At 69.4% G+C, this 14223-nt stretch carries 12 protein-coding genes; 7 read left to right on the top strand and 5 right to left on the bottom strand.

Annotation, left to right across the window (positions count from 1 at the left end):
- Nucleotides 1–616: 616 nt before the first annotated feature.
- Nucleotides 617–1324, bottom strand: a complete 708-nt coding sequence (locus IMZ11_RS37535) for a hypothetical protein (protein WP_228647450.1) — start codon at nucleotides 1322–1324, stop codon at nucleotides 617–619.
- Between the two features lie 251 nt (nucleotides 1325–1575).
- Here IMZ11_RS37535 and IMZ11_RS37530 point away from each other — a divergent pair, with 251 nt between their 5' ends.
- Together IMZ11_RS37530 and IMZ11_RS37525 are read left to right on the top strand one after the other, a co-directional pair.
- A complete protein-coding gene (locus tag IMZ11_RS37530; protein ID WP_228647447.1) occupies nucleotides 1576–2502 on the top strand; it encodes a hypothetical protein in 927 nt (308 codons plus the stop codon).
- A 114-nt stretch (nucleotides 2503–2616) separates the two neighbouring features.
- The gene (locus IMZ11_RS37525) at nucleotides 2617–3405 is read left to right on the top strand and encodes a hypothetical protein (RefSeq protein ID WP_228647446.1); all 789 of its coding nucleotides are present in this window, start codon (nucleotides 2617–2619) and stop codon (nucleotides 3403–3405) included.
- Here IMZ11_RS37525 and IMZ11_RS37520 read toward each other — a convergent pair.
- Nucleotides 3378–4733 carry an MFS transporter gene (locus tag IMZ11_RS37520; RefSeq protein ID WP_228647444.1) on the bottom strand — a complete coding sequence of 452 codons (1356 nt, stop codon included), beginning with the start codon at nucleotides 4731–4733 and terminating at the stop codon, nucleotides 3378–3380. The two genes, IMZ11_RS37525 and IMZ11_RS37520, sit on opposite strands and share 28 nt — an antisense overlap.
- Nucleotides 4734–5017: 284 nt before the next feature.
- Here IMZ11_RS37520 and IMZ11_RS37515 point away from each other — a divergent pair, with 284 nt between their 5' ends.
- The 3 genes from IMZ11_RS37515 (at nucleotide 5018) to IMZ11_RS37505 (ending at nucleotide 9222) form a co-directional block, all read left to right on the top strand.
- Nucleotides 5018–6715, top strand: coding sequence for an ABC transporter ATP-binding protein/permease (locus IMZ11_RS37515; RefSeq protein ID WP_228647441.1), 1698 nt, complete (start codon nucleotides 5018–5020; stop codon nucleotides 6713–6715).
- Nucleotides 6712–8559, top strand: coding sequence for a thiol reductant ABC exporter subunit CydC (cydC, locus tag IMZ11_RS37510; protein WP_228647439.1), 1848 nt, complete (start codon nucleotides 6712–6714; stop codon nucleotides 8557–8559). The genes IMZ11_RS37515 and cydC overlap by 4 nt, the downstream gene beginning before the upstream one ends.
- A 255-nt stretch (nucleotides 8560–8814) precedes the next feature.
- Nucleotides 8815–9222 (top strand): metalloregulator ArsR/SmtB family transcription factor, encoded by a 408-nt coding sequence (locus tag IMZ11_RS37505; protein WP_061257777.1) that lies wholly within the window; start codon nucleotides 8815–8817, stop codon nucleotides 9220–9222.
- 43 nt (nucleotides 9223–9265) lie between these two features.
- Here IMZ11_RS37505 and IMZ11_RS37500 read toward each other — a convergent pair whose 3' ends face one another.
- On the bottom strand, nucleotides 9266–9427 hold the full coding sequence (locus IMZ11_RS37500; protein WP_228647454.1) for a hypothetical protein: 162 nt from the start codon (nucleotides 9425–9427) through the stop codon (nucleotides 9266–9268).
- A 3-nt stretch (nucleotides 9428–9430) separates the two neighbouring features.
- Between IMZ11_RS37500 and IMZ11_RS37495 the strand changes: the two genes are divergently transcribed.
- Nucleotides 9431–10357 (top strand): cation diffusion facilitator family transporter, encoded by a 927-nt coding sequence (locus tag IMZ11_RS37495; protein WP_228647452.1) that lies wholly within the window; start codon nucleotides 9431–9433, stop codon nucleotides 10355–10357.
- Nucleotides 10358–10492: 135 nt separating this feature from the next.
- On the opposite strand, the gene IMZ11_RS37490 is transcribed toward IMZ11_RS37495, so the two are convergent.
- Both IMZ11_RS37490 and IMZ11_RS37485 read right to left on the bottom strand, forming a co-directional pair.
- Nucleotides 10493–11362 carry an ABC transporter substrate-binding protein gene (locus tag IMZ11_RS37490; RefSeq protein WP_228647437.1) on the bottom strand — a complete coding sequence of 290 codons (870 nt, stop codon included), beginning with the start codon at nucleotides 11360–11362 and terminating at the stop codon, nucleotides 10493–10495.
- A gap of 29 nt (nucleotides 11363–11391) precedes the next feature.
- A complete protein-coding gene (locus IMZ11_RS37485) occupies nucleotides 11392–12147 on the bottom strand; it encodes an SDR family NAD(P)-dependent oxidoreductase (protein WP_228647434.1) in 756 nt (251 codons plus the stop codon).
- Between the two features lie 137 nt (nucleotides 12148–12284).
- Between IMZ11_RS37485 and IMZ11_RS37480 the strand changes: the two genes are divergently transcribed.
- The gene (locus tag IMZ11_RS37480) at nucleotides 12285–13514 is read left to right on the top strand and encodes a hypothetical protein (RefSeq protein WP_228647432.1); all 1230 of its coding nucleotides are present in this window, start codon (nucleotides 12285–12287) and stop codon (nucleotides 13512–13514) included.
- The last annotated feature ends 709 nt before the right edge of the window (nucleotides 13515–14223 follow it).

Raw genomic sequence — 14223 nt, 5'->3', positions numbered from 1 at the left:
ATGACCGGAGACGGTCACGTACGGATCTGTGGGGGCCGGGAGGTGCGATTCCTCCCGGCTACCCGGCACAGTTCCGCCCCGTGAAATCTAGTGAATAAGCGCATTTTGCGGGAAGGGTGACGGTGATCCCGGTTCGCCATGTGGTCAGTGCCAGGGGCGAAAGGGGGTGGTATCGATTCACCACGCGAGCGCTGTGCGAGCGGCTCCGGTCCCGGCAGTTCGGCGGGGAGCCGGAAACAGACGGAGGGGGCGGGCTCAGCGGGATTCACATCGACCGCGGGGCCTCGATGTCCACCGGCCTATTCGCGGTCTCGCGCAGGGCTGGGTCGAGGTCACGTCCACGGGGCCACGTCCGCGGGGCCGGGTCGTGGTCACGTCCACGGGGCCGGAGTCGCGGTCAGTCCGCAGGGTTGCGTCCGCGGGGCTGGGTCCGGGGGTTGCGTTGGGCGGTGGGATCGGGGCTGGACCGTGACGCGGCTGCGGTGAAGAAGGCGGCGGCCTGGATTCCTGTCACGGGTGCGCATTGGCTGCGGGGAGCCGTGACGTAGGGATCCAGAGGCCCGGCTCCATCGCATGGATCCGGCCACGACAGCGGCGACGAGTGTGGGCGAATGCCTCAGAGGACGGCGCCGGGTTTGAGTACGCCGAGTGCCGCCGCCGCGAGCACGCTCGCCCAGATCACCCAGACGTACGGCAGGCAGCCGTCGACTGACTTCTTGAGCGTGCGCTCCACCTCGGGAGTCGAGCCGGTCGCCATCAGAGTCCCGAAGGCGGGGCCGAATGGGCGGAGTGTGCGCCGGATGCCAAGCCCGGCGATGATCGCCAGCGTGTAGAGAAGGATCTTCCCGCCGAGCCACCTGGGGTTGGTCGTGACGCCGAACGGTTCGGCCGCCGCCAGCGTGTAGATCGCGGAGCAGGCCATCGCGGCGATCACGCCGATCCTGATCGCCCAGTCTGCCATCCGTACCATCGGGAAGCGGCCGTGCGTGCGGTGCTCGGTCACGGTCACGGCCAGCCATGCCAGGGCGAAGACCCAGGTCGCCGCCACGAACCACCATGGGAACAGTGGGATGCCGAACGCGCTGGCACCGTGCGGGTCGAGTGCCATCAGCGTGACCCCACTCGGCAGGAACAGTACGAGGCACACCTTCGGCCCCAGGTCCAGTCCGCTCATGACGGCGAGCGCCGTCGCCCGAGCCTGCGGAGTCAGTGAAGCCTTGAGCACGAACCGGCTTGAGTAGAAGACGCCCAGGTCGCCGCCCAGCCAGAACACGAACAGCGTCAGGTGAAGGACGATCCACCAGCCGTGGGGGTGCGGTCCCATGCCGATCCTTTCGTTTCGATATGAGAAACATCGTTTCCGAATCATACGAGCAGCGCCGCAGGCGTGGACGGTCTTGGCATGGACGATTCCGCTCACTTCGAGAGGTGTGCGGCGCATGGCGACTCGGAGCGGCCATGGGCGATCGGGGTCCCGGTCCGTGTCATTCGTGTGATGTAGGTCACATATGCGAGGCGCCCCTTGTGGTCCATCATGCAGGGAAACACTGTTTCCTCAAGAGGAACGGAGCGCTCGTGAACCCCCTCAAGCTGCTCTTACGCATGTCCGTACGGCTGGCGGCTGTGCTCGTCCTGCTGGTGGCGGCCGCACTGACGGCTCCCGCCGCCTCGGCGAGCACGCAGATCCTCAACTACCGCGAGGAGATCCACGGCGACGCGAGCACCGTGTGGTACCCGGCGAACCCCGGCCACAGGTTGCCGGTCGCGTTGATCATGACCGGCGGCAAGGTCAAGCGCGACCATTACGAGCGGTTCGCCCAGACGCTGGCCGGCTACGGGTTCGTCGTGGTGATCCCTGACCACTACCGCCTGGTGTTCACGTCGTACGGGATCTATCCGAGTGAGTCCGTCCTCTGGAACATCGACGACTGGGCGCACGACCAGCTCAATGACGGCTCCTCGCCGGTACGTGACATCGTCGACCCGGAGAAGATGGTCGTCTCCGGCCACTCCTTCGGCGGCGCGGCCACGCTCTACGCCGCCGCGAACAGGTGCCAGATCCCGTTCTGCTTCACCCTGCTCTTCCAGCATCCGCGCGAGCTGAAGGCCGTGGTCCTGCACGGCACCAACACCACGAACAACGGGGCGGTCGACGCGGTGGCCGTGGACGGCATCCCCGTCATGTTCGTGAACGGCTCCCGGGACGGCGTCTCCACTCCCGACGAGGCCCACGAGACGTTCACCAAGGTCTCCGGGGCGCCCTCGGCCGCGTACGTCTCGCTTCTCGGGGCCAACCACTACGGCCTCGCCGACGAGAACAACCCCAACGGCGCGGATCCCGACTCCAGCGCTCCCACCCTCTCGCAGGAGGTATCGGCGGAGACGGCGGCCCGTTGGACCGCCATGTGGTTCCTCGCGAGCCTCGGCGACACCGCCGCCCATGACTACGTCCATTCCACGGGCGATGCGTCCGACCCCAACGTCACGGTCGAGTTGCGCTGACCGGTACCCCGTACGGCGTGGCGACCGGCCGGGATCTCCGGCCGGGTCGCCGGGTCTGTCCCCCCTGCGAAATCGGATGGTAGTGCTGTGGAATACCCCCCATCTCTGGCGCTCATGGATTTCTTACCTGTATTCGCCATGGCCACCGGCATGGTCCTGCTGGTTCCCCACGTCAGCAGGATCGCCGCGCCCCTGGTAACGCGCGTCGCGCAGGCCGGAGCGGTCCTCGTCGTGACCGGCGGCGCGCTCAAGGCCATCTGGAAGACCATCGTGGCCTTCGGCGGGCCCGACATCACCTGGCTGGCGGCGGCCCAGTTCCCCTTGCTCGGACCGGGCTTCACGCTGCTCGCCTGGGCGGTGCTCGCGGTTCGCCCGAGCGGAGGAACGTACGGAGGAGTCACCGAAGGAGCCGACCCGCTGACCGGCCGGGCCGAAAGGTACGGGGTCGAGGGAAGCGGAGGTGAGGAGAACGGTGGTGAGGAGAACGGTGGTGAGGAGAACGGTGGTGAGGAGAACGGGGCCGGACGGCCCCCGGGCACGCCGCCCCTGTGGGCCTTCGCGGGCTTCGCCCTGGTCGGCCTCGCCGCCGCGTTCGCCGTCCGGGCCACCTGGCCGCTGCTCCTGGTCACCACGGTGTCGTCGACCGTCCTCGCCGTACGGCTGCTCCTTATGGCCCGGCGGGCGGGCGAGACGGTGGGGTCGTTCCTCCTCGGCTTCACCATCATCGGCACCTATTCCATGGGAATGCTGGCCAGCCGCCCGGAGCAGACCATCACGTTGCAGTGGCTGGAGGAGTCGCTCAACACGCTGATCTGGACGTCCTTCGCCACGGCGGTCTGGCGGCTGATCCGGGTGCATGCCCGTCAGGGCGGAGGTCACGCCCGGACGACCTCCGCTTCGTAGCTGGATCGGGCCCGCAGCACGGCCAGCCCGCTGGCGGCTGTGGGCACCAGCAGCGCGGCGAAGGCGTAGAGCAGTGACCCGAACAGATCGGACACCGCCCCCACCAGCAGCGGCCCGACCGCGCCGCTGAGCGCGAGCGTGAACTGGAGTACGGCGAAGCCGACGCCGCGCCGTTCCGGCGCCAGCAGATCGGCGAGCGCGGCGGTCAGGTTCGCCATCGCCGCGCAGAAGAACGCGTTGGTGAAAAGGAACATCCCGATCCGCACCCCGAGCACCGGAACTCCGATCGCCAGCCCGAAGGATGCCGTTCCCGCCAGCAGGCTGACGCCGCTCAGCGTGACGCGCCACGCCGCGCGGCGCGCCTGCCCCCTGTCACCGATCCGGCTGCCGGCCAGGGTGCCGACGATGATGCCGAGCAGTCCCACACCTCCGGCGAGACCCGCGGCCGTACCCCCCTCAAGGCCGCTGAAGCGCTGCATGAAGGTGGTCAGCCACCACATCAGTCCGCTGATGCCGAAGAACAGAAGTCCCATGCCGACGAAGATGAGCCGCACGGACCTGATGGCGATGATCTGCCTCATCTGGGGGAGGACGTCGCGCATGCGCGGCTTCATGACGGGTGCGCTCACCGTGGGCTCCGCCTCGGCCGTGGGGTTCTGGAGGCGGCCGAAGCGGTCGCCCAGGCCGCGGACCGGCTCCCGGAGCGTCAGACAGACGATGGCCACGAGCAGCCCGGGGATCACGATGAAGAAGAAGGCGTTCCGCCAGCCGTACGCGGCCCCGACGGCCCCGCCGAGCGCGACGCCGATGGGCGTCCCGGCGAAGTAGGCCATGCGCTCGAACCCGAAGGCCCGGGCGCGTGATGCCGACGGATAGTAGTCCGCGATCAGGCTGGCGGCGGGCGGGCTGTAGAGCTGGCTCGCCCCGCCGAGCAGGACGCGCATCCCGAAGAAGATGGCGAAAGTCGGGGCCAGACCGGAGCCCAGGGTGAGCAGCGCCCATGATCCGACGACGGCGGCCATGAGCCCGGTCCGCCGTCCGGTGTCCGCGAGATAGCCGGCGGGCAGGAGCAGGATCGCGCTGGCCGCGAGAGCCGCGGTCGAGATCGCCCCGGCCCACGTGTCGCCGAAGCCGAACTCCTCCTGGATCAGTGGGAGGGCGCCCGCCACCAGAGAGGACTCGATCTTGTCGATGAGGGAGACCAGCGCGATGACCACCGCGGGCCACCAGCCGAGAGGGGCGGCCCGCCCCAGCCGGATCCGGCGCGGAGGGCGACCGGCGTAGACGTTCATCTCGATCTCAAGAGGCTGGGACTCGGTGTCGCGCATACGGTCTCCCCAATTGCTCAGACCTCTTGACTGAGCAGCCGTTCAGATGACTTCATAGTGAAACATCGTTGCCATGAGGGAAACAAGCCTTGGAGGATCCCCATATGGATGAGCTTCCGGCGGCCGCCGGCGCATCGTCCGGACCGCCTGAGTCCGGACCGCCTGAGTCCGGACTGTCCGAGCCGGGATCACCTGAGCCGGGACTGTCCGAGCCGGGATCACCTGAGCCGGGACCACCCGAATCCGAGGCCCCGGGACCGGGTTCGCCGAAACCGGAGTCGCTGATGAGTGCGATCCGGGGCCGCGTGCTGGTCTCCGTCGTTGGCACCTGGCTTCAGGCGCTGGCCACGACGGCGCTCCTGCTGCTCCTGGGCGGCGCGATCGGAGAGATCGCGGCAGGGCGGATGCCAAATGGGGGACTGGCGGCGGGCCTCGTGGCCGCCGGGGTTCTGCGCGCGGTGTTCGCCGCGGCGGTTCCCGCCGTCACCATCCGGGCGGGCGGACGCCTGGAGGTGCGGCTGCGGGAGCGGATCTACCAGCACCTGCTGCGGCTGGGCGCCCCACTGCGCTCCCGTGAGCAGACCGGCCATCTGGTCTCCACCTCGACCGAGGCGGTCGAGTTGGTGGCCACCTACTACGCGACCTTCCTCGGCCCGATCATGGCGTCGATGACGGTGCCCGTCTGGGTGCTCGCCGCGATCGCGCTGTTCATCGACCCATGGACGGCGCTGATCCTGGCGGCGGCCGTGCCGGCGATCCCGCTCACGGTGGGCGTGTTCGAGCGGGCCTTCGCCAAGGTGAGCGCGGGCTACCGGGACACCGCCAACCGGCTGGCCTCCCGTTTCCTTGACGCCTTGCAGGGCCTGTCCACGCTCAAGCTGTTCAACCAGGGCGGCGCCCACGGACGGGTGCTGGCGAAGGCGTCGGAGGACCTGCGCCAGGCGATCATGCGATTGCTCGCCGGGAACCAGGTGATCCTGTTCGTGGTCGACGCGGTCTTCTCGCTGGGGATGATCACGGCCGCCGCCGTACTGGCGATGGTGCGGATGCGCGAGGGCGCGATCGGCGTCGGCGAGGCGGTCGCGCTGGTGCTGCTGGCCACCCAACTCGTCGAGCCGCTGGACAAGGTCGGCCAGTTCTTCTACGTCGGAATGGGCGGCATGGCCGGGGTCAAGGAGATCAAGGCGCTGCTGGCCGAGCGGCCGGCCGTACCCGACACGGACGGTCCGGCCCCCGCCACCACGGACGCCGGGGTCGAGTTCGAGGACGTGAGCTTCGCCTACCTGCCCGGCTCTCCGGTGCTCACGGGCGTGAACCTGCGGATCGCAGCGGGGGAGACGCTCGCCCTGGTCGGCCCGTCAGGCTCCGGCAAGTCCACTGTCGCCGCGCTGCTGCAGCGCGACCTCGCCCCCGGGCGGGGCGTGATCCGCGTCGGCGGCCACGATGTCGCGGCCGTGCCGGGAGCCTGGACGCGCGAGCAGATCACCGTGGTGGCGCAGACGACCTACCTGTTCACCGGCACGCTGCGCGACAACCTCAAGGTGGCGGCCCCCGACGCCGACGACGAACGGCTGTGGCAGGCGCTGCGCGTCGCCAACCTGGACGAGTTCGTCAGGAGCCTGCCCGCCGGCCTGGACACCCCGACCGGCGAGCGTGGCCTGATGCTCTCGGGCGGACAGGCCCAGCGGGTGTCGATCGCGCGCGCGGTGCTCAAGGACTCGCCGATCCTGATCCTCGATGAGCCCACATCGAACGTCGATCTGGAGTCGGAGGCCGCCATCCTGGCCGCCCTCGACCGGCTCACGGTCGGCCGGACCGTGCTGATGATCGCCCACCGGCTGTCGACAGTACGGGACGCCGACCGGATCGTGGTGCTGGAGGACGGCCGGGTCACCGAGCAGGGTACGCACGAGGAACTGAGGTCCGGTACCGGACACTACGCCCGCGCCGTACAGCGGGCAGAGGCGGAGGCGAGCTCATGAGGTCAGCGGAGACGACCCCCGCCGAGACCACCCGAGAGACGGCGCGGGAGATGACCCGCGCCGAGATCACCCGGCGCCTGCTCGGCTTCGGCCGCCGGTTGCGGGCGCCGTTGGCCACCTCGGTCATCTTCCGGGTGGCGCAGATGTGCCTGGGCATCGCGCTGTACGGCGTGGGCATGTGGGGCGCGGCCCGGATGGCGTCCGGAGACCTCGGAGTGATCACGCCCGTCGCCGTCGCGATGATCGCCATCGCGTTCGTCAAGGCACTGTTCCGCTACGTCGAGCAGTACTTCGGGCACTTCGTCGCGTTCAAGCTCCTGGCCATGCTGCGCGGGGACTTCTATGCCGGGGTCGAGCCACAGGCACCCGCCGGCATCGAGGGGCGGCGCACCGGTGACCTGCTCGCCCGCGTGATGAAGGACATCGACCGGATCGAGGTGTTCTACGCGCACACCATCGGCCCGGCCATCGCCGCCACGATCGTGCCGATCATCTCCCTGTCGGTGCTGGCCGTCGGCTTCAGCCCGGTGGTCGCCGCGGTGCTCCTGCCGTTCTTGATCGGTGTCGGCGCCGTCGTGCCCTGGCTGAGCCACCGGGTCGCCGCGACGGCGGCCACCGACCTGCGGCGGGTCCGCGGTGATGTCTCCCAGCACATGACCGACGGTGTCCAGGGTGTCCGCGAGGTGCTCGCCTTCGGGTACGGCAGGCGGCGGCTGGACGAACTCGCCGCCCTGGGTCACGCCGGGACGCACGCCGTCGGCAGGCTCGGCGCGCTCATCTCGATGCGCCGCGGCCTGAACGAACTCCTCGTCGCCGCCGGGGTGAGCGCCGTCCTGTTCACCGGCGCCGCGGAAGGACTGTCCTGGCAGGATGTGGCGATCACCGTGGCGATCGCCCTGGCCACGTTCGGGCCGGTGCTGGGTGTCGAGGAGTTCATCGCCGACCTGGAACAGGCGTTCGCCGGAGCCCGCCGCATCTGGGAGATCACCGACCGGCCGCCCGCGGTGGCCGACCCCGCCGACCCGGTCGCCGCGCCGGTGGAGACGTCGATCTCCTTCCACGACGTGACCTTCGGCTATCCCGCCGAGGTTCCCGGCCTGACACCCCCGGCGGTCGCGGGAGTCTCCTTCACCGTCCCGGCGGGGAAGCGGTACGCGGTGGTGGGCACGTCCGGCTCGGGCAAGACCACGCTCACCTCGCTCCTGCTCCGGTTCTGGGACCCCGACGCCGGGTCGATCAGCGTCGGCGGGACGCCCGTCGACCAGATGAGGCTTGCCGACCTGCGCGATCTCGTCGCCGTCGTCGGGCAGCGGACGTACCTGTTCAACGACTCCGTCGCGGCCAACCTGCGGGTCGCCAAGCCCGACGCCACCCAGGCCGAACTGGAGATCGCCTGCCGCCGCGCCGCCCTGCATGACACCATCACCGCGATGCCCGACGGATACGACACCGTGGTCGGCGAGATGGGCGAGCGCCTGTCCGGCGGCCAGCGGCAGCGGCTCTCGATCGCCCGCGCGCTGCTCAAGGACGCCCCGATCCTCGTCCTGGACGAGGCCACCTCGCAGCTCGACGTCCACACGGAGGCCGAGATCCAGCGGCAGATCGACGATCTCGCGGGTGGGCGCACCCTCCTGGTCATCGCCCACCGCATCTCCACGGTGACCGGCGCCGACCGGATCCTGGTGATGGACCGCGGACGCCTCGTCGAGCACGGCACTCACCGAGAACTGCTCGCGGTGGCCGGCGCGTACGCCCGCCTGTACGCCCGGCAGGCCGACGATCTCGACGATCTCGGGAGGGGCGGTGAGACGGCGGACGAGATCGCGGGTCAGGCGTCCTACTGAGTCAGGCGCCCCACTGATACGTGGCCGTGGGGATGGTGCCCCTCGCCTTCTTCGAGGGGCACCAGCCGTACAGGTGCCCGGCCGACCCAGGAAGGATCGTCGTTTTCATTGACTTCCCAGTTCCCAGTGAGAAGCGGTGCGCTCTCCGTGGTTCGCGTGCACAGCGAAGGGCCCCCGGCCAACGGGCCTGATGCCAGGAAATCCTCCTGTTACGATGCTGATGCACACTTGAGCATCTATTCAGGAGTTACTGCTATGGACGCCGTCACGGGGCTGGACGCCTGCACCACCCGCGAGCCGGATGACGCACGGGTCGCGGCGACGCGCGAGCACCTTGTCACGCCGGACGAGGCTTCCCGTCTCGCCGACCAGTTCCGCCTGCTCGGTGACCCGACCCGGGCCCAGATCCTGTACGCCCTGCTCGAAGCGGGGGAGTTGTGCGTGTGCGACCTGGCCACGGTGGTCGAGGTGAGCGACACCGCCGTGTCCCACGCGCTGCGCCTGCTGCGGGCGGCGAGGATCGTGGCGAGCCGCCGCGCCGGACGCATGATCTACTACCGGCTCGCTGACGCTCATGTGCGCATGCTGCTCGATCTGAGCCGGGAACACCTGCGCCACGGAACCACCGGCGACCGGGAGGAGCGTCGTGCCGGACACGCCTGACCACATCGGCCGTGATCACGATGATCACGATGATCACGGGCAATCACGCGGCCATGACCACGCACATGGGCCCGGACCTGAACATGGACACGAGCATGGACACGAGCACGGACCCGAGCACGGACATGAGCACGGACATGAGAATCCGCGCGGAGATGGGAACGGCCACGGGCACGGTCACGGGCACGGTCACGGTCACGGTCATGCGATCGGGGTCGACGCCGACCGGCGCTATCTCCTGGGGGCGCTCGGCCTGATCGTCACCTTCATGGCGGGCGAGGTGGTCGTCGGCCTGGTGGCGAACTCGCTGGCCCTCATCTCCGACGCGGGGCACATGCTGACCGACGCCAGCGCGATCGTGCTGGCACTGATCGCGATGCGCATGGCCGCGCGCCCTCCCCGGGGCGCGTACACCTTCGGCTGGAAGCGCGCCGAGATCCTCTCCGCGCAGATCAACGGCGTCACGCTGCTGGTGCTGGTCGCCTACTTCGCCTACGAGGGCGTGCGTCGCCTGATCGAACCGGCCGACGTCGCCGGACCCCTCGTGCTGGTGACCGCCCTGATCGGGATCGCGGTCAACGCCGCCGCGACCTGGCTGCTGGCCAAGGCCAACCGTGCCAGCCTCAACATCGAGGGCGCGTACCAGCACATCCTCAACGACATGTACGCCTTCATCGCGACGGCGGTCGCCGGTCTGGTGGTGTGGGTGACGGGCTTCCGGCAGGCCGACGCCATCGCCGCCCTCGTCGTGGCCGCGCTGATGGCGAAGGCCGGCTTCGGGCTGCTGCGCGACTCCGGCCGCATCCTGCTCCAGGCGGCACCCGCCGACCTGGATCCCGACGAGATCGGTGCCCTCCTCGCCCGGCAGCCGGCCGTACTGGAAGTGCACGACCTGCATGTGTGGGCGGTCACCAGCGGTTACCCCACGCTGTCGGCCCACGTGATCGTCGAGCCCGGGTCGGACTGCCATCAGGTGCGCACCGCACTGGCGGGGTTGCTCGACGAGCGATTCAACATCGACCACACCACCCTCCAGGTCGATCACGGTCCGGGCGACGCCGCCGCGACGCAGACCGAACCGCAACGGCACTGCTCGGACCCGCACGGTCCGCGACACCGCAGGACATCCGTGTGACGGTGGCGGTCCACCCCGCCCGGCGACGCCGGGCGGCGGGGCGGGCGAGGTCAGCCGGGCCAGTCAACTCGATCACCGGGACATCGCCCAACACCTGCAGCGGGTCGTCGTACACCAGATCCGGCAGCGTGTCGTTCACGTCGCGGTGCGGTAGAACTCGGCCGCGGTGACGGTGGCGGGGACGCCGAGTTCGGCGGCGACCACGGTGATCGCGGTGGCGCCGACGGCGAGGTCGGCTTGGCCGTCGGTGGCGAAATACGGCGCGATGAACGTCTCGTAGTGGACGCGGGCTTCGTCCGCGGTGTGTCGGCCGAGGAACGTCCGAATATGCCGAACCGTGGTGTCGGGTTCGTTGTGGATCACCTGCAGGGCGCGCCGGTGGGCGCGTACGACGGCCTGGACCGCGGGGTCGTCCTGGTGGATGTAGGTGGGGTCGACGGCCACGCCCACGGTGGGGATCTGGAAGTGGTCGCCGACCCAGGCCAGCACCTGCCAGCCGTGCTCGGCGGCTATCGCCTCCGGCGCCATGGTGCTGCCGACCAGGGCGGCGTCGATCCTGCCCTCGTGCAGCCGGCGCAGGTCCATGCCGTAGTCGCCGGGCGGGCGGACGATGGTGTGGATGTCGCGGTCCGGGTCGAGGCCGACCTGGCGCAGCACGATCCGGGCGAAGCACCCGGGTGCGGTGTGGGGGGCGTGCACCGCCAGCCGTCGGCCGGCCAGGTCGGCCAACGAGGCCAGGCCGGGCCGGGCGAGGAACCAGAACAGCGGGCGGTGGGTGTTGACATTGAGCGCGACCCAGGGGATGCCTTCGGCCAGCCGGGACAGCAGTGCCCGGCCGAGCCCGATGGTGGCGCCGTGGCGCAGCCGCTCCTCGTCCCAGGAGCAGCCGTCGCGCAGCGCGACATGGACGTTCTCGTCGGCGTAGTAGCCCTGCTGGTCGGCGATGTAGGCGACCAGTTCCTCGTGCAGGCCCCGCCCGACGTAGGCGAGATCGATCGTGTACATGAACGCTTTTCCTTGATCGTGTCACCGCGTCAGTACATGGACATCCCGCCGTTGACCGCGGCCGTGGTGCCGGTCATGAAGGCGTTGTCCTCGCCGGCGTAGAAGGCGACGGCCTGGGCGACGTCGCCCGGGTGTGCCAGGCGGCCCAGAGGGGTGGCGGCCACCTGCCGCTGCTTGTGCTCCTCGTCGAGCACATCCGCCATGCGGGTGTCCTCCACCGGGCCGGGTTCGACGACGTTGACCGTGATGCCCCGCGGGCCCAGTTCCTGGGCGAGGTATCGGGCGAACTGCGCCAGTGCGGCCTTGGCCGTACCCAGTGCGATCATGCCCTCCCGGGGCCGGCGGCTGAGGCCGGTACCGAGAAAGATGATGCGTCCCCAGCCGTGTTCGGTCATGGCGGGCAGGACGGCTTTGGTGACCGCGAACGCCGCACGCATCTCGTCGTCGAGCTTGCCGCCCAGTTCTTCCCACGTCATGTCCTGGAACGACTTGATCACATACGGAGTGAGCGCGTTGTGCACGAGCACGTCGACGCCGCCCCACGCCGCCCGGACCTGCTCGATCATGCTCTCGACCGCCGCTGCCTCGCGCACGTCGGCCTGCACGGCCATGGCCCGGCCCCCTGCGGCCTCGATGCCGGCCACGACTTCCTCGGCCGCCGTGCGACTGCGGAGGTAGTTGACCACCACGCGCATCCCTCGCGCGGCCAGAAGGCGCGCGGTGGCCGCACCGATTCCACTGCTGGCCCCTGTCACCAATGCCACCCTGCTGGTTGCCCCGGTCACGGGCCCACCTCCTGCTCATCATCGCGGGCCGTCGGCATGACCGCCCGGAGTCGAGTGCCGGCAACCGCTACACGCTGCAGTGATTACGGAGCGTAGCAGTGGAAATACATGCCGCAGTCGACGTCGAAGGGATCAGCATGAGCGGACAGAACGAACAGCAGATCGCGGAAGCGCTCAAGGCCGCACCGCCGATCATCCTGGCTCCCGGCCCCAAGGAGCGCCCCACTCAACTACCACCGCCGCCCAACGATGTATGGGACCTGCCCGGCGGCACCGCCTGGGTGTACCACGGGGAGGGCAACGGCGACCTGGTCGCTCCCGTGATCATGGCGGACGGCTTCAATACCGGGCCCAGCACCCCCGAGTTCTCCTGGAACGTCCTGCAGTTCAGCGGACACCCCTTCATCGGCGAGCTCCGGAAGCGCGGCAAAGACGTCGTCCTTCTCGGCTTCACCGAACGCAGCGCGTCCATCCTGGACAACGCGAACACCGCCATCGCGGCGATCCACGAAGCGATCGCGCGGCGGATCGGCAGCCACCCGCTCACGGTCGGCGGCTTCAGCATGGGCGGCCTGGTCACCCGGTACGCCCTGGCCAAGCTGGAGACCGAAAGGATGAACCACCAGACGCAGCTGTACTTCTCCTACGACAGCCCGCACCGCGGCGCGTGGATCCCCATCGCCCTGCAGGCGTTCGCGCACTACATCCGCAGGCTCGACAGCCGGTTCTCCGACCAGATGAACAGCCCGGCCTCGCGCCAACTGCTGTGGCAGCACATCGCTGAGTGGAAGGATGCGCCGGCCACCGCCAAGGAGCGGACCGAGTTCCTCGCCGCGCTGGAGCGCGTCGGCGGCTGGCCGCGGATCCCCCGGCTGATCGGCGTCGCCAACGGCGTCGCCTCGGGCAAGGGCAACGGCATCAAACCCGGCGTCACCGCCGTGCGCGGCACTGGCCTGGCCATCACCGGCACCGACCTGCGCACCCAGGCGACCGGCACTGACTCGCTGGTCGCCACCCTCCGGGTCGTGACCGCGCAGCGGCCGGAGATCCACACCACGGGCATGCCCGACATCGACGGCGCCCCCGGCGGCATGCTGGAGGGCTTCGGCATTCTCGCCGACGAGCTCAACAAGCTCACCCATCTCGGCATGGCCGTCGACAACCCGATCCGCTCACATTGCTTCGTCCCGGCGGTCAGCGCGGTCGCCATCCGCGACATCGCCACCCACGACGATCTGTACGTCGACATCGACAGCCTCTCTCCCGATGACAGCGAGCTGGACGACTTCAAGCTCGCGTCCAAGAACGAGGGCCACACCACGATCACCAAGGAACTTTGCTCCTGGATCCTCGACCAGCTCCCGTAGCCCGGCGGCTCACCAACAGGTGGAGGCCGTGATGGCGATGCCTCTGTTCACGTGGTAGAGGACACGGCCGCAGCCGCAGGGACGGTAGCCCGCTCAAATAGCGGCACTCCTCCCGACGCCCCCTTATGGCATTCCGGTGGAATGCCATAAGGGGGCATTCACCTCGGACCATCCGTCGTCGGCAGGCCGGATGCAGAGCACCAGCACGCGGCGGAGCCCCGTCTTCGGCTCGATCACTGCGAATTGCCCCGGTCGAGGAGCCCCCGGCGTCCCGACCGACGCTACATGGAGGCAGCTGCGGCACGCCCCGGGTGTCGTGGCGGATGGCGGCCGGCACGGTGGGTGGCGCCTTCGGCGGTGAGGCTGCGCCAACCGATTACGACGCGACAAGCGAACGCGGCAAGCCATGCGACCAGTGCGTGCCGTCGCGACGATCACATGCACCAGCCGGTATGTCCACTTCTGCCGATGTGGTGACATGCAGCTCATGAACGAACGCCGAAAGAGCGCCTGGTCATATCCGCTCGCGACGCTCACGATGGAGCCATGTCTGTACGTCTTCTCCGGTGGGCCGGAGGTCTTCTCACCATCACGGCCGTCATCGGGACGGGAGGCTATTTCTGGGTGCTCGGACTCGACAAGGCGGACAAACTTGCGAGTGTGATCGGAGCATTGTTGGCGATAGCGGGCATCGGGCTGACACTCCAGG

Source organism: Microtetraspora sp. AC03309 (genome assembly GCF_020826795.1).
Lineage (GTDB): Bacteria > Actinomycetota > Actinomycetes > Streptosporangiales > Streptosporangiaceae > Microtetraspora > Microtetraspora glauca.
The sequence above is the reverse complement of the archived record's forward strand: the minus strand, read 5'-3'. Positions and strand labels throughout refer to the sequence as shown.

Excerpts from the sequence above, each read along its gene's own strand:
- IMZ11_RS37515 (WP_228647441.1), top strand. The coding sequence starts at position 5,018 with ATGAGTGCGATCCGGGGCCGCGTGCTGGTCTCCGTCGTTGGCACCTGG.
- IMZ11_RS37535 (WP_228647450.1), bottom strand. The coding sequence starts at position 1,324 with ATGGGACCGCACCCCCACGGCTGGTGGATCGTCCTTCACCTGACGCTG.
- IMZ11_RS37490 (WP_228647437.1), bottom strand. The coding sequence starts at position 11,362 with ATGTACACGATCGATCTCGCCTACGTCGGGCGGGGCCTGCACGAGGAA.
- cydC (WP_228647439.1), top strand. The coding sequence starts at position 6,712 with ATGAGGTCAGCGGAGACGACCCCCGCCGAGACCACCCGAGAGACGGCG.
- IMZ11_RS37500 (WP_228647454.1), bottom strand. The coding sequence starts at position 9,427 with ATGACCGTGACCGTGACCGTGCCCGTGACCGTGCCCGTGGCCGTTCCC.
- IMZ11_RS37520 (WP_228647444.1), bottom strand. The coding sequence starts at position 4,733 with ATGCGCGACACCGAGTCCCAGCCTCTTGAGATCGAGATGAACGTCTAC.
- IMZ11_RS37525 (WP_228647446.1), top strand. The coding sequence starts at position 2,617 with ATGGATTTCTTACCTGTATTCGCCATGGCCACCGGCATGGTCCTGCTG.
- IMZ11_RS37505 (WP_061257777.1), top strand. The coding sequence starts at position 8,815 with ATGGACGCCGTCACGGGGCTGGACGCCTGCACCACCCGCGAGCCGGAT.
- IMZ11_RS37480 (WP_228647432.1), top strand. The coding sequence starts at position 12,285 with ATGAGCGGACAGAACGAACAGCAGATCGCGGAAGCGCTCAAGGCCGCA.